The sequence below is a fragment of the Streptomyces sp. NPDC046866 genome, from assembly GCF_040704625.1.
Classification (GTDB): domain Bacteria; phylum Actinomycetota; class Actinomycetes; order Streptomycetales; family Streptomycetaceae; genus Streptomyces.
Genome location: NZ_JBEYXN010000001.1, coordinates 519,215 through 540,266 on the forward strand (window position 1 = coordinate 519,215; position 21,052 = coordinate 540,266).

The following is a 21,052-nucleotide window of genomic DNA, read 5'->3' on the forward strand; positions in this document are numbered from 1 at the left end:
CTCAGACTCCCAAGGCCTGGCTGCCCGCACGCTCCGGGACGATCCCGGAGCCGCGCAGCCACACGGCTATCTCTTCCGCGCAGTGCGCGACCCCCGCTATCCCACTGCCCTCGACGGCCCGCAGCACCGCCCCGGCCGCCAACTCCCTGCTGTCACCGCAGGCCAGGACCTGGGTGACGATGTTGTCGAGCACCACCGGCCGGCTCGTGTCGAGCGCGCAGTTGTACGTCACCCCGGGCTCGGGCGGCAGCACCAGCGAGGTGATCCGGCCGGGCTCCCCGTCCGCGGCGGGGGTGATGAACAGCCGGGCCTCCAGGCAGTGCACGTCCCGGTCCGCCCGAATGCTGCCGGGGGCGAAGACCGCGCCCTGCGCCAGCTCCGTCTGGAGTGCGACCACGTCGCGGCCGGTCTGCGCCTCGCACATCCGGTAGGCCAGCGGCAGCCTCCCGTTGACCTCCAGGAAGTAGTGCCGGCCCGCGCCGACGATGAACTCGACGGTGGCCACGCCCCGCAGGCCCATCCCGGTCACCAGCTTCGCCGTGTCCGCCCGCATCCGCTCCAGCAGCTCGGCGGCCACCCCCTGGACGGGGGAGGCCTCCAGGAGCTTCATGCTGCCGTCGACCAGCAGGCTCTCGCGCTCGCCCAGCGGGTGCACGGTGCCCGCGGCGTCCACGGCGACGGTGACCCCGACCACGTGGCCGCGTTCCACGTACCGCTCGGCGTACCAGTCGGCGCCCGCGTCCGCGGCCATGAGGGAGAGCGCCTCCTCCGCCTCGGCCCCGGTGTGCACGATGCGCACCCCGAGGCCCCCGCAGCCGGTGACCGGCTTGAGGATCACGGGCAGCCCGATCTCCTTGACCAGCGCGGCGATCTGCTCGCTGCCGGTGGCGTGCGGGAGCACGGGCAGGCCGAGCCGGTCGGCCGTGGCGACGGCGTGGTCCTTGTCCTGCGCCGCCGCCAGCACTCCGGCCGTCGGCCCGATGAACGCGATGCCCGCCGCGGCCAGCTGCTCCGGCAGCGCGGGGTCCTCGGCCAGCGCCCCGTAGCCCGGGTACACGGCGTCGGCCCCGCAGGCCCGGGCCGCCTCGACGATCCGGCCGACGTGGTCGTACGTCTGCGCCAGGCCGGCGCCCTCCAGGTACTCGCAGCCGTCGGCGGCGAGCGTGTGGAGCCGCTGCGGGTCCGAGACGGCGGCGACGGCGGTCGGCGACCATCCCAGGGTGCGGAACGTCTCGATGGCCCGGGCCGCGATCGCACCACGGTTGGCGATCAGGACTCTTCTCATGGCCTTCTCTCAGTGGTCGGGGACGCCGCGCCGGCCGGTCAGGCGGCTAGCCCAGCGCCCTGTAGTGCGTGACGAGCCGCCGCGCGTCGTCGAGGACGTGGAACGCCAGCGCCGGGGCCAGCTCGTAGTCCACGGCCGGACGGCCCTCCAGGGGCAGCGGAACGGTGGAGGCCACGCCGGGCGCCACCAGCAGCGGCAGGCCCGCGAAGGTGGTGGCCGCGGCGACGTGCGCGTGCCCGCACAGCAGGGCCACGACCTGCGGGTGGCGGCCCAGCACCGCGGCGAGGCGGTCCTCGCCGAACTGGCGGACCCGGTCCACGTACGGCGTGTGCAGGTCGACCGGCGGGTGGTGGAAGCAGACGAAGACGGGCAGGTCGCCCGCCTGGTCGGCCAGCGTTTCGTCGAGCCAGCGCAGCGTGGCGTCGCTGAGCAGGCCCTCGTCGCTGCCCGGGACCGTCGAGTCGCACAGCACGAAGACGGCGCCGGGCACGGCGACGACCCGGTTCAGCTCGTCGTCCTCCGGCTTGCCGTCGAGCAGCCCGGTGCGGAAGGGCGCCCGCCGGTCGTGGTTGCCCGGCAGGACCAGGACCGGCCACGGCAGGTCGAGCAGCTCGCGCGCCTGCGCGTACTCCTCGTCCGTGGCGTGGTCGGCGATGTCGCCGGAGACCAGCACGGCGTCCACCGGGCCGGGGATCTCCCGCAGGTAGTCCATGACCGTGCGGGCGCGCGCGGTGGCGCGCTCGCCGAGGTCCAGGTGCAGGTCGCTGACGTGGGCGATGACGGTCAAGGGGCGTCCTTCCGGCTGTCGTTCGCCGCGGCCTGGAAGCGGGCCCGGACCTCGGCGTTGGTGTGCGCCGACGTTACCCGGGGCGGGGTGGCCCCGCCCTTGCCGATGTGCAGCGCCACCAGGTGCGGGCCCGGTCGGCCGTCGATCTCGGCCAGGTGGGCGTCGACCTCCTTGACGGTGCGGCAGATCCGGGCGGTGCGGTACCCGGCCGCGAGCGCCAGCTCGTCCCAGCGCAGGGCCGCATCGCGGGTGCGCTGGCCGCCGGTGGAGTCGTACGAGCCGTTGTCGAGGACGAAGTGGGTGAGGTTCTCGGGGCGCCGCTCGCCGACCAGCGCGAGCCCGCCGAGGTGCATCACCACGGCGCCGTCGCCGTCGATGACGACGACCCGCTCGTCGGGGCGGTTGAGCGCGGTGCCCAGGCCCAGGCCGATGGCGTGGCCCATGGAGCCCTGCATGTAGAAGTTGCGCGCCGTGTCGCTGACGCCGAACAGCTCGCGGCTGATCATGCCGGTGGTGCTGTAGACCAGCGCGCCGTCCAGGTGGGCGGCGATCGCGGCCACGGCCTGCTGCCGGTCCATCTGCGCGTCGGAGGCGGCGGCCGGCACCTGGCACGTGCCCACGGTCTTCGCGGGCACGAGGACCACGAACGAGCGCCGCTCCCGGCGGGCTTCCTCGGCCCGGTCGAGGAGGGCGCCGAAGCTCTCCTCGGTGGGCTCCAGGATGCCGTGGGCCACCCCGATGGCCTCCAGGACGCCGATGGTCCCGGCGCCCATGGCGGCGTGGTGCGGCTCGTCGTCCTCGGCGGACGGCCAGCCGCGCAGGCTCACGAAGAGCAGCAGCGGGATCTCGTACGCCATGGTGAGCGAGGTCAGCGGGTCGAGCAGGTTGCCCAGGCCGGAGTTCTGGGCCAGCACCACGGCCTTGGTGCCGGCCAGTTCGGCGCCGGCGGCCATGGACAGGGCGATGCCCTCGTTGGGTGCGGGGACGTAGCTGCTGCGCTGTTCGAGCAGGGCGAACGGGCCCTTGAGGTACGAGCACGGCACCCCGCTGAAGAACCCGAACCCGCGCCGGTCCAGCTCCGCGCAGAAGAACTCGGCGCTGATCATGCGCTCCACTCCTCCCACCGGCTGACCTGGGTCAGCCCGAACAGCTCCTTCATCGGGGCGATGCTGTCCTCGATGCCGCCGGTCCCGCCCTGGAGCCGGATCTCGCCCAGTACGTCGCGCATGGCCGAGACCGAGGCGCGCAGGGCGTGGTTGGCGTAGATGACCATGGAGACGCCCGCGGCCTGTGCCTCCGCGAGGTCCCAGTGCGGGTAGGTGGTCGGGACGACCACCACCGGCTTGCGGGACTGCCAGGCGGCCAGGAAGTCCACGATCTCGCCGGGCCCGGTCTGCTTGGAGTGGATCAGGACGGCGTCGGCGCCGGCGTCCGCGTACAGGTGGGCGCGGCGCAGGGCCTCGTCGAGTCCGGCGCCCGCGATGAGCGCCTCGACGCGGGCGACGACCTGGAAGTCCTCGCCGGTCTTGGCCCGTGCGGCGGCCTCGATGCGGCCGGCGAACTCGGTGGCGTCCTCCAGGTTCTGGCCGCCGCCGAGGAAGCTGTTCCGCTTCGGGAAGACCTTGTCCTCCAGGCAGATCCCGGCGATGCCGGCGGCCTCGAACTGGCGGACCGTGCGGACGACGTTGATGTTGCCGCCGAAGCCGGTGTCGCAGTCCGCCAGCAGCGGCAGCGAGGTCGCCTGGTTGACGTGGGAGGAGGCTTCGAGCAGCTCGGACATGGTCAGCAGGCCCAGGTCGGGCAGGGCCCGGGACGCCGAGATCTCGAAGCTCGACGCCCACACGCCGTCGAACCCGGCCTCCTCGACGAGCAGGGCGGTGAGCGCGTCGCGGGATCCGACGATCCGCGCTATCTCCTCGCGCTCCAGCAGCTCGCGCAGTCGCGCAGATTTCGACACTATTCCCCAGCCCTCTGCGCGAAGTGGCCGTGGCGGGTGCCGGCCACGTCCTGTCCGGGCAGCTCGAAGACGCAGTGCCAGTGGAAGGAGCCCGGCTTGGCGTGCTCGGCGTCGGTCGCGCTGAGCAGCCGGAAGCCCTCGTGCAGGCGCAGCAGGTCGGCGGCGTCGACGTACATGTGCGGGTGCACCTTGTCGTCGGTGGCCTCGGGCTGGCAGAAGGTGTTGGGGCTGACCTCGTTGCCGCGGCCGTACTCGCCGTTGCGCTTGGAGAGCATCGTGGACTGGTAGATGCCGCCCGGGCGCAGCACGCGTCGGACCTCGTCGAGCACCTTGGCCAGGCCGGCCTCGTCGTTGTGGTAGACGACGTTGAAGGCCAGGACGTAGTCGAAGCTGTCGTCCGCGTACGGAAGTTCGGTGAAGTCGCCGACCTCGAGGGCGAGCTCGACCCCGCGCCGGGCGCTCTCCTCGCGGGCCGCCGCCACGGCCGCCTCGCTGGCGTCCGTACCGGAGCTGGCGAATCCGGCCTCTGCGAACCACAGGGCGTGCCGGCCGACGCCGCAGCCGAGGTCCAGTACGTCCTTGGCGCCGAGCTTCTGCAGCCGGGCGGCCTCGTCCACGACCCACGGGTGCGGCCGCGACCAGTCCGTGCGCCCGCTGTCGGTGCGCCAGACCTCGTCCCAGTAGAGATGGGCTGTCATCGGGTTGACCTCACTCGTGTCTGCTTCCGTACATCCACATCCGGATGCCGAATCCAATGGGGGAACCACAGCTCCGGGGCGGTCAGAGCGTGGGTGCTACAGGTTCGGGGGCGGCTGCGGGGGCGGCTGCTGGGACGGCCTCCAGCAGGCCCGCCTCCAGCGACCCGTCCAGCAGCGGGCGCATCGCGGCGAGCTCGCAGCCCGCATCGGCCAGGGCCTGCGCCAGCGGGCGGCGGCCGTCGAAGCCGCGCAGCAGCCGCAGCCAGTCGGCGTGCGTGAGGTGGTCGATGACGAACCGGATGCTGCCGTCGACCACGACGTACGAGGTGTTCGCGCCCTGCACGTCGTCCAGGACGAGCACGCCCTCGGCCAGCCGGAAGACCGAGTCCTCCTCGATCCGGGCCTGCGGGAACAGCTCCTGCACCTCAGGCCCCTCGAAGTCGGTGACCCGCAGCTCGTAGGGGGCGGGGCCGTTCGGGGTCCGGCTGCCGGGGACGTCCACGGCCATCAGGTCCAGCAGGCCCAGGTTGACCACGCGCATCAGCAGCTCGACGTGGCCGGAGCTCTGGTCGCGCTCCAGCCGGCGCAGGGCGCGGTGGATGTTGGCGCGGTCGAGGTACTGGGCGGCGCGCGGCGAGGACAGGGCCTGCTCGACCAGCTCGTCGCCGTTCTGCGCGAGCATCCGGGTGAAGGTGCGGTGGGTGTGCCGCACGCCCTCGCCCTCGTAGAAGGCGAGCTTCGGCCGGCTGATCACCTCGGCGGGCAGGATGTCCCGTACGGCCTCGCGGATGACCTGCTTGTCCCAGAAGAGCCGCTTGCGGTAGGCGCGCGGCACGGTCGCCAGCAGCTCGATGATGCGGTGGTCCAGGAAGGGGACGCGGGCCTCGACCCCGTTGCCGGAGGCGGTGCGGTCCTCGACCCAGAAGTTGTACTGCTGCATGTCCCGGAACTTCCAGGACAGGTAGGAGCCGTACGGGTCGTCCACCGCGCCGGGTGCGTACGCCGCCACCGCGTCGTCGCTGAGCAGCGGCAGGTCGGTGCCCTCCCACCACACGGAGACCGAGGACTGCGAGCCGAGCGCCTTGCGGCGGGCCATCGTCCGCAGGTTGCCCTCGAAGTCCTCCCAGTCGCCGCCGCCCGACAGCGCGACGCTGTACCCGCCGCTGAACTCGTCCGCGCCGGAGCCCAGCAGGATCGCCTTGAGCTCGGGCCGCTCGGCGCGTGCGAAGCGGTACATCTCGCTCTTGTAGAACTGCTCGGGTCCGCACTGCGGCGTCTCCATCAGCCACAGCAGCAGCCGCCACTCGTCGGGCGAGGGGATGCGGTCCGCGCCGAACGCCACTTGGTGGTTGGGCAGGCCGAGCAGGTCCGCGGTCTGCCGGGCGTACTGCGCGTCGCGGTTGACGACGGTGCTGCCGGTCAGCGCGGAGAAGGTGTGCAGCCCGGTGTGGGCCGACAGCGCGGTGATCGCCGCGGAGTCCAGGCCGCCGCTGAGGAAGACCCCGATCTCGGCGTCGGCGATCAGGCACTCGCGGACGGAGGAGGCCAGCAGGTCGCCCATGCTCTGGACGAAGAAGCTCTCCGGCAGGCTCCCGGCCTCGGCGGGGGCGGGCAGCTCCCAGTACCGGTGGACGCGGGTGGCGCCGTCGCGCAGGCTGATGTTGACGATCGCGCCCGAGGGGACGTGGTCGACGTCCTTGAACCAGGTGACCGGCTCCTCGTCGGTCATCACCGGGGCGGAGCTGAGGCCTTGGTCGGCCAGGGCGCGCGACCAGTCGAGCTCGCGCGGGCAGGCGGGGTGCGCGAACAGCGCCTTGATCTCGGAGCCGAACAGGACCGTCTCGCGGCTGCGGTGCAGGAACAGCGGCTTGATGCCGAGGCGGTCGCGGGCGAGCAGCAGGCGCTGCTCGCGCAGGTCGATGACGGCGATGCCGAACATGCCGCGCACGTCGTCGAGGAAGTCCAGGCCCTTCTCCAGGTAGAGGTGCAGCAGCACCTCGCAGTCGGAGTCGCTGCGGAACGCCACCCGGCCCTCGAAGCCCTTGCGGAGCTCGCGGTAGTTGTAGACCTCGCCGTTCGCGGCGAGGATGACGTTGCCGTCCTCGCTGATGAAGGGCTGCCGGCCGCCTTCGGGGTCGATCAGCGCGAGCCGGGTGAAGGACATGCACGCCTGCTCGGTGTGGTGGAACTGCATGTCGTCCGGACCGCGGGGCCGCAGGGCGTGGGCCATGTCCCGGAGAATCCCGTCAGCGGACCCGTGAAGGGCGCTTCCGTCCGTGTGGGCGAATCCTGCAATTCCGCACATATGGCTTCCGATTCCCCTGGTGACTACTGGTGGTGGAGCGGACATGCCACGCCCCCCGGTACGGGAGGCGTGGCATGGGGGTCGCTACTAGCGGACAGCGGCGACGATGGTGCCCTGGTCGACCTTCTTGGCCTCCGGCTTGGTGTAAACCTTCATTGTTTTCACCTCCGTTCGGATGTCCTGTGGTCATCTACTGGTGAAGAGCTTCCGCCCACCCGGTGTTGCGCCGGTGGCGCGAGGGTGGCGCGCGGGTGTGCCGCACGAGGGGCAGGCGCTGCCGCACCGAACCGGACGGCCCGCACACGACGAACCGCCTCGTGATCCCCGCAGGCCGGGGGCAGGGCGGCCGCAGAAGATCACCACGCGGCCGGCCGGTACTCCGGCGAGGCGGTACCCGAGGAACCCGGAAAAAGATCCACACAGCGGTCCAGCCCGCACCCCGAGCTGCCACCCCGGCCGGTGATCTCCCCGCCCCCCAGCCCGACCGGGAGCCCCCCGGCTCACCCGAAAACAGAACAGCCACCTAGGAGATCTCCTAGGTGGCTCTGACCTGGTCTTACTGAGTCGGGGTGGCGGGGTTGAACCCAAAGACCTCTTCGTCCCGACCCAACTTGGGTGGGGCGCCGCCTTGGGCCGGTGCGGCTCTCACCTGTGTTAATGGTCCGCAGCTGTTCGCGCTCGTCCGCCTCCGTTCGTCGGCGTCGTCACGCAGTGAGACACTCACCGCCCCGCGCTTCCCCTTACTGCCGGACGGGGTCGCTCGCTTGCCTCACATCAGCTTGAGGTGTTCCACCAGCGGGATGATCGCCTCGGGTGCGTCGAGTGCTTTTCGCTGCCTCCACCGCATGATCCGCAGCGCGTCGGGCTGCCCTGGCCTGCAAATATGTCGCTGGAAGTACCAAGGCCGTAACTCCGGCTGCGACTGGGGCGGCTATCCCCCCAAGATGAGCGGCGAGGACGTCGACCGGGGCGACGGCCATGGACGAGATCTTTGGGGCCGCTCCGAACCCGTAGTCACTCAGTTAGTCACCCAGACGCAGAGAGAGCCGGTGCAGATTGCTCTGCACCGGCTCTCACCTGGTCTTACTCTGTCGGGGTGGCGGGATTTGAACCCACGACCTCTTCGTCCCGAACGAAGCGCGCTGCCAAGCTGCGCTACACCCCGATCGCCGCCGTTTCGGGCCTTCGCCCTGGCGACATCGATTACTTTAGCGGACCCTCGGCCGGAGACGAAATCCGGTTTTCGCGGGGCGGTGCCCCGGCCGGGTCAGGCCTTCGGTGCCAGGGTCAGCAGGGTCGCCTCCGGGGGGCAGGCGAAGCGGACCGGGGTGAAGCGGTTCGTGCCGCAGCCCGCCGAGACGTGGAGGTAGGCGCGGTGGCCGCCGGCCTCGTGGGTGGACAGGCCCTTCACCCGGTCGGTGTCCAGGTCGCAGTTGGTGACGAGCGCCCCGTAGAAGGGGATGCACAGCTGCCCGCCGTGCGTGTGGCCCGCGAGGATCAGCGGGTAGCCGTCCGCGGTGAAGGACTCCAGGGAGCGCAGGTACGGGGCGTGCACCACGGCGATCGAGAAGTCGGCGTCCGGCTGCGGGCCGCCGGCCACCCGCTCGTAGCGGTCCCGCTTGATGTGCGGGTCGTCGAGCCCGGTGAAGGCCAGCTCCAGGCCGTCCAGCTTCAGGCGGCCCCGGGTGTTGGTCAGGTTCACCCAGCCCGCCGCGTCGAAGGCGTCCCGCATGCCCTCCCAGGGGTTGTGCACGGCGCCGACGACCGGCTTGTTGCCGTTCAGGCCGTGCCGCCCCTGCACCTTCTCGATCAGGTACCGTCCGGGGTTGCGCAGCCGCGGCCCGTAGTAGTCGTTCGAGCCGAAGACGTACACGCCGGGGAAGTCCATCAGAGGCCCCAGCGCGTCGAGCAGCTCCGGCACGCCCTCGGTGTCGGAGAGGTTGTCGCCGGTGTTCACGACGAAGTCGGGGCGCAGCCCGGCCAGGGACTGCAGCCAGGCGCGCTTCTTGCGCTGCCCGCTCACCATGTGGATGTCGGACACCTGGAGCACGCGCAGCGGGCGCATCCCGGCGGGGAGCACCGGAACGGTGATCCGGCGAAGGCGGAAGGACCGCGCCTCGAAGCCGGCGGCATAGGCCACACCCGCGGCCCCCACCGCCGCGATTCCGGCGGTGACCTTCAGGGGTACTCCGTAACGCGCACGCATGGCCCCATGGTCTCAGACCCGGAAAACCGGCGGGCGCCACCGGGCCCGGACCTGGCAGACTCGGGACATGACCACGCTCAAGGCCAAGCTGCAGGATGACCTCACCACCGCGATCAAGGAGCGCAACGAACTCCACTCGTCCACGCTGCGACTGACCCTCGCCGCGATCACCAAGGAGGAGGTCGCGGGCAAGGAGGCGCGCACCCTCTCCGACGACGAAGTCCTCAAGGTGATCGCCAAGGAGGCGAAGAAGCGCCGCGAGGCCGCGGAGGCGTTCGCGCAGGGCGGCCGGGCCGAGCAGGCCGCGCGGGAGACGGCGGAGGGCGAGTTCCTCGACACCTACCTGCCCAAGCAGCTCTCCGACGACGAGCTCACCGCGATCGTCGCGCAGGCCGTCGAGGAGGCCCGGGCCGCGGGTGCCGAGGGGCCGCGGGCGATGGGCGCCGTCATGAAGATCGTGACGCCGAAGGTGGCCGGTCTGGCGGAGGGCGGCCGCGTGGCCGCCGCCGTGAAGAAGCACCTCTCCTGAGACGGGGGAAGGGCCCCGGTGCCGTCTTCGGCGCCGGGGCCCTTCCTGTTCTCCTCCCGCGGTGCCGCAGGGACCGCGGCCTTCCGCTACTGGGTGTCCGGGCCGCCGATCAGGCCCGGCTCCAGGGAGATCCCGGGGACCGGGACGTTCGGGGAGCCGCCCGTCGGGGAGCCCGTGGAGCCGGTCGAGCCCGTGGATCCGGTCGCGCCGCCGGGCTTGCCCGGCTTGCCGTTCCCGGGCTTGTTCGGCTTGCCGGGCTTCGGGCCCGCCGGGGGGTTGGCCCGGCCGCCGCCGACCGGCGCGCCGCCGTCGAGGCCGACGGTGGCGAAGTTGGGCGCCTCGCGGCCGGCCAGCGCGCCGGAGACCGCCTGCTTCCAGATCGGCCCCGGCAGCCCGCCGCCGTAGACCTTCTCGAAGTACTGGCCGCCGATGGTGATGTTCTCCATCGCCACCTGCTTGGCGCCGCCCGAGCCGACCCAGGTCGCGCCGGACATGTTCGGCGTGTACCCGACGAACCAGGCGTTGAAGCGGTGGTCGGTGGTGCCGGTCTTGCCCGCGTTCTGCCGGTCGGTCAGGCCCGCCTGCGTACCCGTACCGGAGTCGACCACGCCGAGCAGCAGGGTGTTGATGGTGTCGGCGGTCCGCTCCGACATCACCCGGTCGCACTTGGACTTCGGCACGGACAGGGCCTTGCCGTGCGCGTCCGTGATGGACTCGATGGAGACGGGCGTGCAGTAGGTGCCGCGGTTGGCGAAGGTCGCGTACGCGTTCGCCATCGTCAGCGGCGACATGCCCTCGGTGCCGAGGGCGATGGCCGGGACCTCGGGCAGCTTGCTGCCGTCGGCGGGGATCACCCCGAGCTTGGTGGTCATCTCGGTCACCGGGCACAGGCCGGTCTCCGCGATCATCTCGGCGAAGTACGTGTTGACCGACTTGGCCATCGCGTCCCTCAGGTTGTACGCGCCGAACTCCGACAGCGACTCGTTCGGCACCCGCTCGTGGTCGGTGTTCACCCACGGCTTGTCGCCGCAGGTCTCCACCGGGCCGGGGTACTCGATCTCCTGCGCCGTGGTGTACACCTTGCTCGCCGGCATGCCGTTCTCCAGGGCCGCGGCCGCGACGAACGGCTTGAACGTCGACCCGGTCGGGAAGCCGAAGTTGGAGCCGCCCATCCGCTTGTCGACGGAGAAGTTGATCTGCGTCTCGTTCTTGCCGAAGCCGTACGGCTTGGACTGGCCCATGGCGAGGACCCGGCCGGTGCCCGGCTGGACCAGGGTGACGGCCGTGGCGACCTTGTCGTCCTGGCTGACGTGGTCCTTGATCGACTCGTTGACGGAGTCCTGCGACTGCGGGTCGAGCGTCGTACGGATGGTCAGGCCGCCGAGGTTCCACAGCTTGGCCCGCTCCTCGCGGGTCTTGCCGAACACCGGGTCCGTCAGCACCGTGTTGCGCACGTAGTCGCAGAAGAAGCCCGCGCCCTTGACGGCGGTGATGCAGCCGTTCTTGGGCCGGGTCACCTTCAGCTGGACCGGCTTCTTCTTCGCCTCGTCGGCCTCCTCCTGCGTGATCTCCTTCAGCTCGGCCATCCGCTGGAGGACCACGTTGCGGCGCTTCATCGCCTCCTGGGAGTCGTTGACCGGGTCGTACCGGCTGGGCGACTGCACGAGGCCGGCGAGCAGCGCCGACTCGTCCAGGGTGAGGTCCTTGGCGGGCTTGCTGTAGTAGCGCTGGGAGGCGGACTCGATGCCGTACGCCTGCTGCCCGAAGTACGTGATGTTGAGGTAGTTCTCGAGGATCTTCTTCTTCCCGAGCTCCTCCTCGACCTGGATCGAGAACTTCAGCTCCCGGACCTTGCGCCCGAGGCTCTTCTCCTGGGCCTCGCGCACCTTCATCTCGTCGTCGCCGGCCTCCTCGACGAAGACGTTCTTCACGTACTGCTGCGTCAGCGTCGAGGCGCCCTGGGCGGCGCTGCCCTCCTGCGCGTTCTGGTTGACCGCGCGCAGGATGCCCTTGAGGTCGACCGCGCCGTGCTCGTAGAAGCGGGAGTCCTCGATGGCGACGATCGCCTTCTGCATGTACGGGGAGATGGCCGTGAGCGGGACCACCTGCCGGTCGCGCGAGTAGACCGTGGCGATCAGGCCGCCCTCGGCGTCCAGGATCGTCGTGCGCTGGCTCAGCGGGGGTGTCTTGAGATTGGCCGGGATCTCGTCGAACCCCTCGACCGTGCCCTTTGCGGCGAGTCCCAGGGCGCCGGCGCCCGGGATCGCGATACCGGCCAGTACGACGCCGGCGAGAACGGACACCCCGAGGAACTTTGCGGCCTGTTGCGGCCCCGTGAGCCCGGCGCCCGAGCGCTTCTTTCCCATGGAGGGCAGCCTACGTTCTCATTCACCGGACACGCGCGAATGCCTTGGCCTAAGCTGTCCCCAACTGTCACAGCAGTGTGGTGCGACATCAACCCCCCGGCTTGATTTTCACCCTTCCCGAATGGGGTGGACTCATGTCCGAATCCCGCTCTTCACTCTGACGGCCGCTCGTCCCGACTCCGCCGATTACACCCGAATCGCCGGAATGGTCGGGCATGTCGCCGGATCACTCCGTCGGGTGATCTGCCGCTTACCCATAGTCCGTTCGGACCATTCAAGATTGGGCCCGTCGGGGGTGTTGCACTGTGCTCGCCTTCCGTAACGTCCTCAACTGGCAGCGGTGAATATGCCGCTACCGCCGTGGGGGAGCCTCGATTCGGGAGAGGACGGCGCCGGGATGGGCTGGGTTACCGACTGGAGTGCGCAGGCAGCCTGCCGCACTACCGATCCGGATGAACTGTTCGTTCAAGGAGCGGCACAGAACAGGGCCAAGGCGGTGTGTACCGGGTGTCCGGTGCGGACCGAGTGCCTGGCCGACGCGCTCGACAATCGCGTCGAGTTCGGAGTATGGGGCGGAATGACCGAGCGGGAGCGACGCGCACTGCTGCGCCGGCGTCCCACCGTCACCTCGTGGCGACGGCTGCTCGAAACCGCCCGCACGGAGTACGAGCGCAGCACGGGCATCCTCACCGTGGATGTCGATGGGGAGATCGACGTTCCGTACGAGACCTACGCGGCGGCCGGGTAGCCGCCCGACCCGCTCCGCCCGCCCCCGGGCGAGCGGCCAGAGGTCCGCATTCCGTACGAACGCCTACGCTCCGGCCGGTACTCCGGCCGCGAGTCGTTCTCCGATGGCCCGAAGCCCGGCGAGGTCGTGCACATCGCCGGGCAGGGCGGCCACCTCCGTCACCGCGACCTCCGGGTGCAGCGAGGTGAACCGGTCGCGCGTGCGCTGCTCGCGCGCGATCACCTGCATGCGCTCGGCGTGCAGGCGCAGCAGCCCGGCCGTGATCAGGTCCACGTCGGCGTCCGAAGAGGCATCCGCGGAGGCATCCGCATCGGATCCCGGGCCGTCGGCAGTGGGGGAGCCGGTCCCGGGAGTCGGCGCGGAGTCGGAGCCCCCGGCGTCACGAAGTCCAGCTTTCCCGGACTCCTGATCGACAATGCCGCCTTCCTCAAGATTCTCTGCGGCGGCCAGCGCGCGCTCCGCCGACAGCTGCGCGGCACCGCTTCCGTGCACCCGGTTCAGGACGAGCCCGGCCAGCGGCATCCGCTCCGCGGCCAGCCGCTCCACGAAGTACGCCGCCTCCCGCAGGGCGTCCGGCTCGGGCGCCGCCACCACCAGGAAGGCCGTACCGGGAGCCTGCAGCAGCCGGAACGTCGCGTCCGCGCGCGTGCGGAAGCCGCCGAACATCGTGTCCATCGCCGCCACGAACGTCTGGACGTCCTTCAGCAGCGACGCCCCCATCAGCTTGCTGAGCGTGCCGGTCATCAGCGACATGCCGACGTTGAGGAACTTCATCCCCGCCCGGCCGCCCACCTTCGCCGGAGCCATCAGCACCCGGATGAACTTCCCGTCCAGGAACGACCCCAGCCGCTTCGGCGCGTCGAGGAAGTCCAGCGCGGACCGGCTCGGCGGGGTGTCCACCACGATCAGGTCCCAGTCGTCCCGGGCCCGGAGCTGCCCCAGCTTCTCCATCGCCATGTACTCCTGCGTGCCCGCGAAACCGGCCGACAGGGACTGGTAGAAGGGGTTGGCCAGGATCGCCCCGGCCCGCTCGCGGTCCGCGTGCGCCTCGACGATCTCGTCGAAGGTCCGCTTCATGTCCAGCATCATGGCGTGGAGTTCGCCACCGCCGTCGGCCACGCCCGCCACCCTGCGCGGCGTGTTGTCGAGGGAGTCGATCCCCATCGACTGGGCCAGCCGGCGCGCCGGGTCGATCGTGAGGACGACCACCTTCCGCCCGCGCTCCGCCGCCCGCAGTCCCAGGGCCGCCGCGGTGGTGGTCTTGCCGACGCCGCCCGCGCCGCAGCAGACGATGATCCGGGTCGAGGGGTCGTCCAGCAGGCGGTCCACCGCCAGCTCCGGCGGCGCGTCCGTGCCGGGGCCGCTCACGCCCGTACCCGTGGTGTGGTCCTCTGCCCCCGTCGCGCTCATTCCTCGCCCGCCTGCTTCCGCAGCTCCGAGGCCAGCTCGTACAGCCCGGCCAGATCCATCCCCGCGCCGAGCAGGGGCAGTTCGTACGTCGGCACCTTCAACTCCCGCAGTACGGTGCGCTGCGCGCGCTCCAGCTCCACCCGGCTCGCGTGCTCCGCGGCCTGCGTCAGCAGCGGCTCCACCAGCCGCTCCGCGAGGCCGCCGCGCCGCGAACCGCCCAGCCCCGCCCGGGACAGCGCCCGGGCCACGTCGGCCCGGCGCTCGCCGCCCGCGGCCCGCAGCGCGTCCTCGTCCAGGTGGTGCGGGCGGACCATGTTGACCACGACCCGCCCGAACGGCAGCCCCGCCTCCGCCAGCTCGGCGATCCCGTCGGCGGTCTCCTGGACGGGCATCTCCTCCAGCAGCGTCACCAGGTGGACCGCCGTCTCGGGGGACTTGAGCACCTTCATGACGGCCTGCGCCTGGTTATGGATCGGCCCGAACCGGGCCAGCCCCGCCACCTCGTCGTTGACGTTCAGGAAGCGGGTGATCCGCCCGGTCGGCGGCGCGTCCATGATCACGTGGTCGTAGACGTACCGGCCGGACCTGTCCTTGCGGCGCACCGCCTCGCACGCCTTGCCGGTCAGCAGCACGTCGCGCAGGCCGGGGGCGATGGTGGTGGCGAAGTCGATGGCCCCGAGCTTCTTGAGGGCGCGGCCGGCCGAGCCGAGCTTGTAGAACATCTGCAGGTAGTCCAGCAGCGCCTGCTCCGCGTCGATGGCGAGCGCGAAGACCTCCCCGCCGCCCGAGGCGACGGCGATCTTGCGCTCCTCGTACGGGAGCGCCTCCGTCCCGAAGAGCTGCGCGATGCCCTGCCTGCCCTCGACCTCCACCAGAAGCGTCCGCCTGCCCTCGCGTGCGAGGGCGAGCGCGAGTGCCGCGGCGACCGTGGTCTTCCCGGTTCCGCCCTTGCCGCTGACCACCTGGAGCCTGCTCACAGGGCCTGAGCCTAACCACTCGCCCCTCGGGCCGCGCATGACCCTCCCCCACAGGCGATACGCTCGCCCCCATGACCAAGAAGTTCGAATACGCGACGGTCCCGCTGCTGGTCCACGCGACCAAGCAGATCCTGGACACCTGGGGCGAGGACGGCTGGGAGCTCGTCCAGGTCGTGCCCGGCCCGAACAACCCCGAGCAGCTCGTGGCCTACCTCAAGCGGGAGAAGGCATGAGCGGCGCCGTCGAAGCCAAGCTGGCCGAGCTCGGCCTGACCCTGCCGGAGGTGGCTGCGCCGCTGGCCGCGTACCAGCCGGCGGTGCGGTCGGGCGCGTACGTGTTCACCGCGGGCCAGCTCCCCATGGTCAAGGGCAGCCTGCCGGTCACCGGCAAGGTCGGCGCCGAGGTCTCCGCCGAGCAGGCGAAGGAGCTCGCCGCGACCTGCGCGCTGAACGCGCTGGCCGCCGTGAAGTCCGTCGTCGGCGACCTGGACCGGATCGCGCGGATCGTCAAGGTCGTGGGCTTCGTCGCCTCGGCGCCCGACTTCACCGGCCAGCCGGGTGTCCTGAACGGCGCCAGCGAGCTGCTCGGCGAGGTCCTCGGCGACAAGGGCGTCCACGCCCGCAGCGCGGTCGGCGTGGCGGTCCTCCCCCTGGACGCCCCGGTCGAGGTCGAACTCCAGGTGGAAGTCCTCCCCGACGCCTGACGGGCGGGCCGGGCCTTCTCGGCCCCCGCCGGCATGCGGGGCGCGGGTTCCCCGGGGCGGCGCCCCGGGGAACCCGGCTCCGCAGGGCCCCCGCTCGCAGTGGGGGCCTCGAACATCGGGGCGGATGGTCGTAGCATCCCGGCATGCCCAACGGTGAGCAGGGACAGCAGCAGACACACGGAGCCACCCCCGCCGGAGGGCAGTGGTATCCGCCGGAGTGGCCCGACCGGATCCGCGCCCTCGCGGACGGCAGCCTCGTGCCCGTGCAGCCCAGACGTGCGGCCACCGTCATGCTGCTGCGCGACACCCCCGCCGGCCCGGCCGTGCACATGCTGCGCCGCCGCGCCTCCATGGCCTTCGCGGGCGGTGCGTACGCCTACCCCGGCGGCGCCGTCGACCCCCGCGACGAGGACCGCCTCGTCGGCTGGGCCGGCCCCGGCCGGGCCGAGTGGGCGGCCCGCCTCGGCACGGACGCCCGTACCGCCCAGGCCATCGTCTGCGGCGCCGTCCGCGAGACCTTCGAGGAGGCCGGCGTCCTGCTCGCCGGCGAGACCCCCGACACCGTCGTCGGCGACACCACCGGAGACGACTGGGAGGCCGACCGCCAGGCCCTGGTGGCCCGCGAGCTGTCGTTCGCCGCGTTCCTCGACCGCCGCGGCCTGCACCTGCGCTCGGACCTGCTCGGCGCGTGGGCCCGCTGGATCACCCCGGAGTTCGAGCCGCGCCGTTACGACACCTGGTTCTTCGTCGCCGCCCTCCCCGAGGGCCAGCGCACCCGCAACGCCTCCACCGAGGCCGACCGGACCGTCTGGATCCGCCCGGCCGACGCCGCCGACGGCTACGACAAGGGCGAGCTGCTGATGATGCCGCCCACCATCTCCACCCTGCGCTCGCTGGAGCCGTACGCGACCGCCGCCGCGGCCCTCGCCGCGGCCCCCGGCCAGGACCTCGCGCCCGTCCTCGCGCAGGCCGCCTTGGAGAACGGCGAGGTGGTGCTCAGCTGGCCCGGCCACGACGAGTTCACCAAGCGCGTCAGCTTCGGAGGTACGGCATGACCGACGCCGCAGCCCTGCCGGGCCAGCCCCGCGGGGTGGTCGCCTCCGGCCCGGCGACGGCCCGGGCCGTCAACATCCTGGCCCCGAACCCCTCGGCCATGACCCTCGACGGCACCAACACCTGGCTGCTCTCGGAGCCCGACTCCGAGCTCGCCGTCGTCGTCGACCCCGGCCCGCTGGACGAAGGGCACCTGCGCGCGGTCGTCGACACCGCCGAGCGGGCGGGCAAGCGCATCGCCCTGACCCTCCTCACCCACGGCCACCCCGACCACGCCGCGGGCGCCGGCCGCTTCGCCGAGCTCACCGGGACCAAGGTCCGGGCCCTGGACCCGGCCCTGCGCCTCGGCGACGAGGGGCTGGCCGCGGGCAACGTCATCCGCACCGGAGGCCTGGAGCTGCACGTCGTGGCCACCCCCGGGCACACCGCCGACTCGCTCAGCTTCCACCTGCCCGCCGACCGCGCCGTGCTCACCGGCGACACGGTCCTCGGCCGCGGCACCACGGTCGTCGCCCACCCCGACGGGCGCCTCGGCGACTACCTGGACTCGCTGCGCCGGCTGCGCTCCCTGACGGTCGACGACGGCGTGCACACGGTGCTGCCCGGCCACGGCCCCGTCCTGGACGACGCCCAGGGGGCCGTCGAGTTCTACCTCGCCCACCGGGCGCACCGGCTCGCGCAGGTCGAGACCGCCGTGGAGAACGGATTCACCACCCCGGAGGAGGTCGTCGCCCACGTCTACGCCGACGTGGACCGGTCCCTGTGGCCGGCGGCGGAATGGTCCGTGCGGGCGCAGCTGGAGTACCTTCAAGATCACGGATTGATCCCGGGGGGACCTGAATGACCGAGGTGCTGCTGTTCGCGCTGATCGCCGTCGCCGGCTGGCTCGCCACCTCCGCGTCCCTGCGGATGCGGGCCCTGGAGCACCGGGCGGAGCGCGCGGAGCGCCGCCTCGGCCTGCTCCTGGACCACCTGGGCGTCGAGGAGCCGGAGCCGGCCGGCCTGGACGAGGTGCGGGCGCTGCTGCGCGACGGCCGCACGATCGAGGCGATCAAGGCCTACCGCGGCCTCACGGGCGCAGGCCTGGCCGAGGCCAAGCGGGCGGTCGACACCCTGGCGCAGCGCGAGCGGACCCGGTCCGCGTCCGCCTAGGAAGCGTCGGCCGCGCCCGCGTCGCGGGGCGTCTTGGTGCCGAGGCGGGCGGCGTACTCCCGGGCGAGCCACGGCCCGAGGTCGTCGAGGAAGTCCCGCAGCACGGCCGGATCGGCGGTGGGCTCCAGAGCCGCCGCGGCGGCGGCCCGCATCTGCGCCGCCCGCTGCGGGTAGTACCGGCCGAAGACCTCCGCGGACTCGGCGAGGTCGCTGGTCCAGCCGCCCCACCGCGGCATGACGAGGGTGAACCCGGTGCGCACCAGCTGCCGGGAGACGCTGCGGGACAGCCTGCGCAGCTCCTGCGGGGTGGCAGCCTGCGCCAGGCGCCGGCGGAACCTGGGCAGCAGGACGGCCAGGTCCCCGTTGGTCTCCCGGGCCAGCAGGGCGTCCGGGCGGTAGCGCGGCAGGTGCTCGGCCAGGTCGTCGCCGAGCAGCGGGGTGCACAGGCAGGCGAGGAACCAGCCCAGGTCGTGACGTTCCTGCGCGCTCAGCAGCCGGCCCTTGCCGTACAGCAGCACGCCGACGCCGTCGATCTGCGCGAACTCCTCGTCCAGCGTCCGGCCCAGCACCTCGGCCGTGTCCCGGTCCTCGCCGTCCGGCTCCTCGTGCAGGGCCAGCAGCAGGTCGAGGTCGGAGCGGCCCGGGCGGGCGGTGCCGCGCGGGACGGACCCGTACAGGTAGGCGCTGTGCAGCCGGGCCCCGTACGCCTCGGCGATCAGGGCGCGGGCGGCGGCGACCACGGGTGCGAACGGCTCCTGCACCCGGGAGAGGGAGCCCTCCCGCTCCAGGTACCCGTCCGCGTCCAGTCCCGCTCGTGGCTGCTCCATGGGCCTACTGTGCCCCATGGGGCACGTGGGGCGGCTCCGGAGGCCCGCAGCAGCACGAAGGGCCCCACCCGGGCTGCGGGCGGGGCCCCCTCGTCGTACGGGGCGCACGGAGGCGTACGCGGGCCGCGTGCAGGCGGTGCGCGGGCCGTGCGGGCCGTGGGCCGGACGACCGGTGCGGCCTGCGCGGCCGGGCCGGGCGGGTCAGCGCGAGCGCTTCGCCAGCCGCTCCACGTCCAGCAGGATCACGGCGCGGGCCTCCAGACGGAGCCAGCCGCGGCCCGCGAAGTCGGCCAGGGCCTTGTTCACGGTCTCGCGCGAGGCGCCGACGAGCTGGGCCAGCTCCTCCTGCGTCAGGTCGTGCACGACGTGGATGCCCTCCTCGGACTGCACGCCGAAGCGGCGCGACAGGTCCAGGAGCGCACGGGCCACCCGGCCCGGGACGTCGGAGAAGACCAGGTCGGACATCTGGTCGTTGGTCTTGCGCAGGCGGCGGGCCACCGCGCGCAGCAGCGCGGTCGCGACCTCGGGCCGGGCGTTCAGCCAGGGCTGGAGGTCGCCGTGGCCCAGGCCCAGGAGCTTGACCTCGGTCAGGGCGGTGGCGGTGGCGGTGCGCGGGCCCGGGTCGAACAGCGAGAGCTCGCCGATCAGCTCGCCGGGACCGAGGACGGCCAGCATGTTCTCGCGGCCGTCGGGGGAGGTCCGGTGCAGCTTGACCTTGCCCTCGGTCACCACGTACAGCCGGTCACCGGGGTCGCCCTCGTGGAACAGGGCGTCACCGCGTGCGAGAGTCACCTCGCTCATGGAGGCGCGGAGCTCCGCGGCCTGCTCGTCATCGAGCGCCGCGAAGAGCGGGGCGCGCCGCAGAACGTCGTCCACGAGTCTCTCTCCTATGTCGACCGGCTCAGGGGACCGTGTTCCCCATTTTGCCGGACGGCTCAAACAGTGCGATCAATCACAAGGATGCCGGACGGACGGGCATGCTGTGCGGCGAGAGGCCAATCGGGGTGGTGTTACCTGAGGTCCGGGCGGGTGTCCGCGCCCGGCCTTAGGCTGGCCGGGTGTCCAATAAGCCGGTGAGAGCACAGGCCATGGGGTCCGCGGGAGTGACGGCCGCGGCCGATTCAGCTGTGGGCGAACAACCCCCCGAGAAGGCGCCCCGACCCCGGAAGAAGGCGTCCGAGCCGCCGCAAAAGGCCGCCCCCACGCCGCCGGGCAAAGCTTCGGCCAAGAAACCGGAATCCCGCCTGGCCATGGTGCGCCGAGCCCGCCGCATCAACCGGGAGCTGGCCGAGGTCTATCCGTACGCCCATCCGGAACTGGACTTCCGGAATCCCTTCGAGCTGCTCGTTGCGACCGTCCTGTCGGCCCAGACGACCGACCTGCGCGTCAACCAGACGACCCCTGCCCTGTTCGCCGCGTACCCCACGCCCGAGGACATGGCGGCGGCCGTGCCCGAGGAACTGGAGGAGATGATCCGGCCGACCGGGTTCTTCCGGGCGAAGGCCAAGTCCCTGCTCGGCCTCGCGCAGGCCCTGCGGGACGACTTCGGCGGGGAGGTCCCCGGGCGGCTGGAGGACCTCGTGAAGCTGCCCGGCGTCGGCCGCAAGACGGCCAACGTGGTCCTCGGCAATGCGTTCGGCGTGCCGGGCCTCACCGTCGACACCCACTTCCAGCGGCTGGTCCAGCGCTGGAAGTGGACCGCGCAGAAGGAGCCGGAGAAGATCGAGGCGGAGATCGCCGCGATCTTCCCCAGGAGCGAGTGGACGATGCTCTCGCACCGGATCATCTTCCACGGCCGCCGCATCTGCCACGCCCGCAGGCCCGCCTGCGGCGCCTGCCCGATCGCCCCGCTGTGCCCGGCGTACGGGGAGGGCGAGACGGACCCGGAGAAGGCGAAGAAGCTCCTGAAGTACGAGAAGGGCGGCAAGCCCGGCCAGCGGCTGAGCCCGCCGCCGGACTACCCGGGGCAGCCGGCCCCGCCGCTGGGCGCCGACCCGTCGGCGTCCTGAGCAGGGCGGGGGCCGACCGCACCGGCGGGCGGCCCGCGCA

20 protein-coding genes and 1 tRNA gene are annotated in these 21,052 nt (G+C 72.1%); 8 read left to right on the plus strand and 13 right to left on the minus strand.

What is annotated here, in order from left to right; all coding sequences use genetic code 11:
* Position 1 precedes the first annotated feature (1 nt).
* From AB0953_RS02450 to AB0953_RS02485, 8 genes are all read right to left on the minus strand, one after another.
* Positions 2-1,285, minus strand: coding sequence for a biotin carboxylase N-terminal domain-containing protein (locus AB0953_RS02450; protein WP_366857490.1), 1,284 nt, complete (start codon positions 1,283-1,285; stop codon positions 2-4).
* Between the two features lie 46 nt (positions 1,286-1,331).
* On the minus strand, positions 1,332-2,072 hold the full coding sequence (locus AB0953_RS02455; RefSeq protein WP_366857491.1) for a phosphodiesterase: 741 nt from the start codon (positions 2,070-2,072) through the stop codon (positions 1,332-1,334).
* Positions 2,069-3,178: a phosphonopyruvate decarboxylase gene (gene aepY / locus AB0953_RS02460; RefSeq protein ID WP_366857492.1), complete on the minus strand. Its 1,110-nt coding sequence runs from the start codon at positions 3,176-3,178 to the stop codon at positions 2,069-2,071. Before aepY ends, AB0953_RS02455 begins: the two co-directional genes overlap by 4 nt.
* On the minus strand, positions 3,175-4,029 hold the full coding sequence (locus AB0953_RS02465) for an isocitrate lyase/phosphoenolpyruvate mutase family protein (RefSeq protein ID WP_366857493.1): 855 nt from the start codon (positions 4,027-4,029) through the stop codon (positions 3,175-3,177). Before AB0953_RS02465 ends, aepY begins: the two co-directional genes overlap by 4 nt.
* A complete protein-coding gene (locus tag AB0953_RS02470; protein ID WP_366857494.1) occupies positions 4,029-4,727 on the minus strand; it encodes a class I SAM-dependent methyltransferase in 699 nt (232 codons plus the stop codon). Before AB0953_RS02470 ends, AB0953_RS02465 begins: the two co-directional genes overlap by 1 nt.
* A gap of 82 nt (positions 4,728-4,809) precedes the next feature.
* Entirely contained in the window at positions 4,810-7,077 is a 2,268-nt protein-coding gene (asnB, locus tag AB0953_RS02475) for an asparagine synthase (glutamine-hydrolyzing) (RefSeq protein ID WP_366857495.1), read from the minus strand.
* Between the two features lie 1,046 nt (positions 7,078-8,123).
* Positions 8,124-8,197, minus strand: a tRNA-Pro gene (locus tag AB0953_RS02480).
* 102 nt (positions 8,198-8,299) lie between these two features.
* The gene (locus AB0953_RS02485) at positions 8,300-9,238 is read right to left on the minus strand and encodes a metallophosphoesterase (RefSeq protein ID WP_366857496.1); all 939 of its coding nucleotides are present in this window, start codon (positions 9,236-9,238) and stop codon (positions 8,300-8,302) included.
* A 67-nt stretch (positions 9,239-9,305) separates the two neighbouring features.
* Here AB0953_RS02485 and AB0953_RS02490 point away from each other — a divergent pair, with 67 nt between their 5' ends.
* Positions 9,306-9,767, plus strand: a complete 462-nt coding sequence (locus AB0953_RS02490; RefSeq protein ID WP_366857497.1) for a GatB/YqeY domain-containing protein — start codon at positions 9,306-9,308, stop codon at positions 9,765-9,767.
* 86 nt (positions 9,768-9,853) lie between these two features.
* Here the strand turns inward: AB0953_RS02490 and AB0953_RS02495 are convergent, their stop codons facing one another.
* A complete protein-coding gene (locus AB0953_RS02495; protein ID WP_366857498.1) occupies positions 9,854-12,133 on the minus strand; it encodes a transglycosylase domain-containing protein in 2,280 nt (759 codons plus the stop codon).
* A gap of 397 nt (positions 12,134-12,530) precedes the next feature.
* On the opposite strand from AB0953_RS02495, the gene AB0953_RS02500 reads away from it, so the two are divergent.
* The gene (locus AB0953_RS02500; protein ID WP_366857499.1) at positions 12,531-12,881 is read left to right on the plus strand and encodes a WhiB family transcriptional regulator; all 351 of its coding nucleotides are present in this window, start codon (positions 12,531-12,533) and stop codon (positions 12,879-12,881) included.
* A gap of 63 nt (positions 12,882-12,944) precedes the next feature.
* On the opposite strand, the gene AB0953_RS02505 is transcribed toward AB0953_RS02500, so the two are convergent.
* Positions 12,945-14,291 carry an ArsA family ATPase gene (locus AB0953_RS02505; protein ID WP_366857500.1) on the minus strand — a complete coding sequence of 449 codons (1,347 nt, stop codon included), beginning with the start codon at positions 14,289-14,291 and terminating at the stop codon, positions 12,945-12,947.
* On the minus strand, positions 14,288-15,268 hold the full coding sequence (locus AB0953_RS02510) for an ArsA-related P-loop ATPase (protein ID WP_366857501.1): 981 nt from the start codon (positions 15,266-15,268) through the stop codon (positions 14,288-14,290). Before AB0953_RS02510 ends, AB0953_RS02505 begins: the two co-directional genes overlap by 4 nt.
* Before the next feature lie 71 nt (positions 15,269-15,339).
* Here AB0953_RS02510 and AB0953_RS02515 point away from each other — a divergent pair, with 71 nt between their 5' ends.
* The 5 genes from AB0953_RS02515 to AB0953_RS02535 all read left to right on the plus strand — a co-directional run bounded on the left by AB0953_RS02515 (position 15,340) and on the right by AB0953_RS02535 (position 18,176).
* The gene (locus tag AB0953_RS02515) at positions 15,340-15,501 is read left to right on the plus strand and encodes a DUF4177 domain-containing protein (RefSeq protein ID WP_007264966.1); all 162 of its coding nucleotides are present in this window, start codon (positions 15,340-15,342) and stop codon (positions 15,499-15,501) included.
* Positions 15,498-15,971, plus strand: coding sequence for a RidA family protein (locus tag AB0953_RS02520; protein WP_366857502.1), 474 nt, complete (start codon positions 15,498-15,500; stop codon positions 15,969-15,971). Before AB0953_RS02515 ends, AB0953_RS02520 begins: the two co-directional genes overlap by 4 nt.
* A 143-nt stretch (positions 15,972-16,114) precedes the next feature.
* Entirely contained in the window at positions 16,115-17,026 is a 912-nt protein-coding gene (locus AB0953_RS02525; RefSeq protein WP_366857504.1) for an NUDIX hydrolase, read from the plus strand.
* Positions 17,023-17,868 carry an MBL fold metallo-hydrolase gene (locus tag AB0953_RS02530; protein ID WP_366857505.1) on the plus strand — a complete coding sequence of 282 codons (846 nt, stop codon included), beginning with the start codon at positions 17,023-17,025 and terminating at the stop codon, positions 17,866-17,868. The genes AB0953_RS02525 and AB0953_RS02530 overlap by 4 nt, the downstream gene beginning before the upstream one ends.
* Positions 17,865-18,176 (plus strand): hypothetical protein, encoded by a 312-nt coding sequence (locus AB0953_RS02535; protein ID WP_366857507.1) that lies wholly within the window; start codon positions 17,865-17,867, stop codon positions 18,174-18,176. Before AB0953_RS02530 ends, AB0953_RS02535 begins: the two co-directional genes overlap by 4 nt.
* On the opposite strand, the gene AB0953_RS02540 is transcribed toward AB0953_RS02535, so the two are convergent.
* Both AB0953_RS02540 and AB0953_RS02545 read right to left on the minus strand, forming a co-directional pair.
* Positions 18,173-19,003: a nucleotidyltransferase domain-containing protein gene (locus AB0953_RS02540; RefSeq protein ID WP_366857508.1), complete on the minus strand. Its 831-nt coding sequence runs from the start codon at positions 19,001-19,003 to the stop codon at positions 18,173-18,175. The genes AB0953_RS02535 and AB0953_RS02540 overlap by 4 nt on opposite strands.
* A gap of 201 nt (positions 19,004-19,204) precedes the next feature.
* Positions 19,205-19,879, minus strand: a complete 675-nt coding sequence (locus tag AB0953_RS02545) for a Crp/Fnr family transcriptional regulator (RefSeq protein WP_014046869.1) — start codon at positions 19,877-19,879, stop codon at positions 19,205-19,207.
* Positions 19,880-20,130: 251 nt separating this feature from the next.
* Here AB0953_RS02545 and nth point away from each other — a divergent pair, with 251 nt between their 5' ends.
* Positions 20,131-21,012: an endonuclease III gene (gene nth, locus AB0953_RS02550; protein WP_366857509.1), complete on the plus strand. Its 882-nt coding sequence runs from the start codon at positions 20,131-20,133 to the stop codon at positions 21,010-21,012.
* Positions 21,013-21,052: the final 40 nt, after the last annotated feature.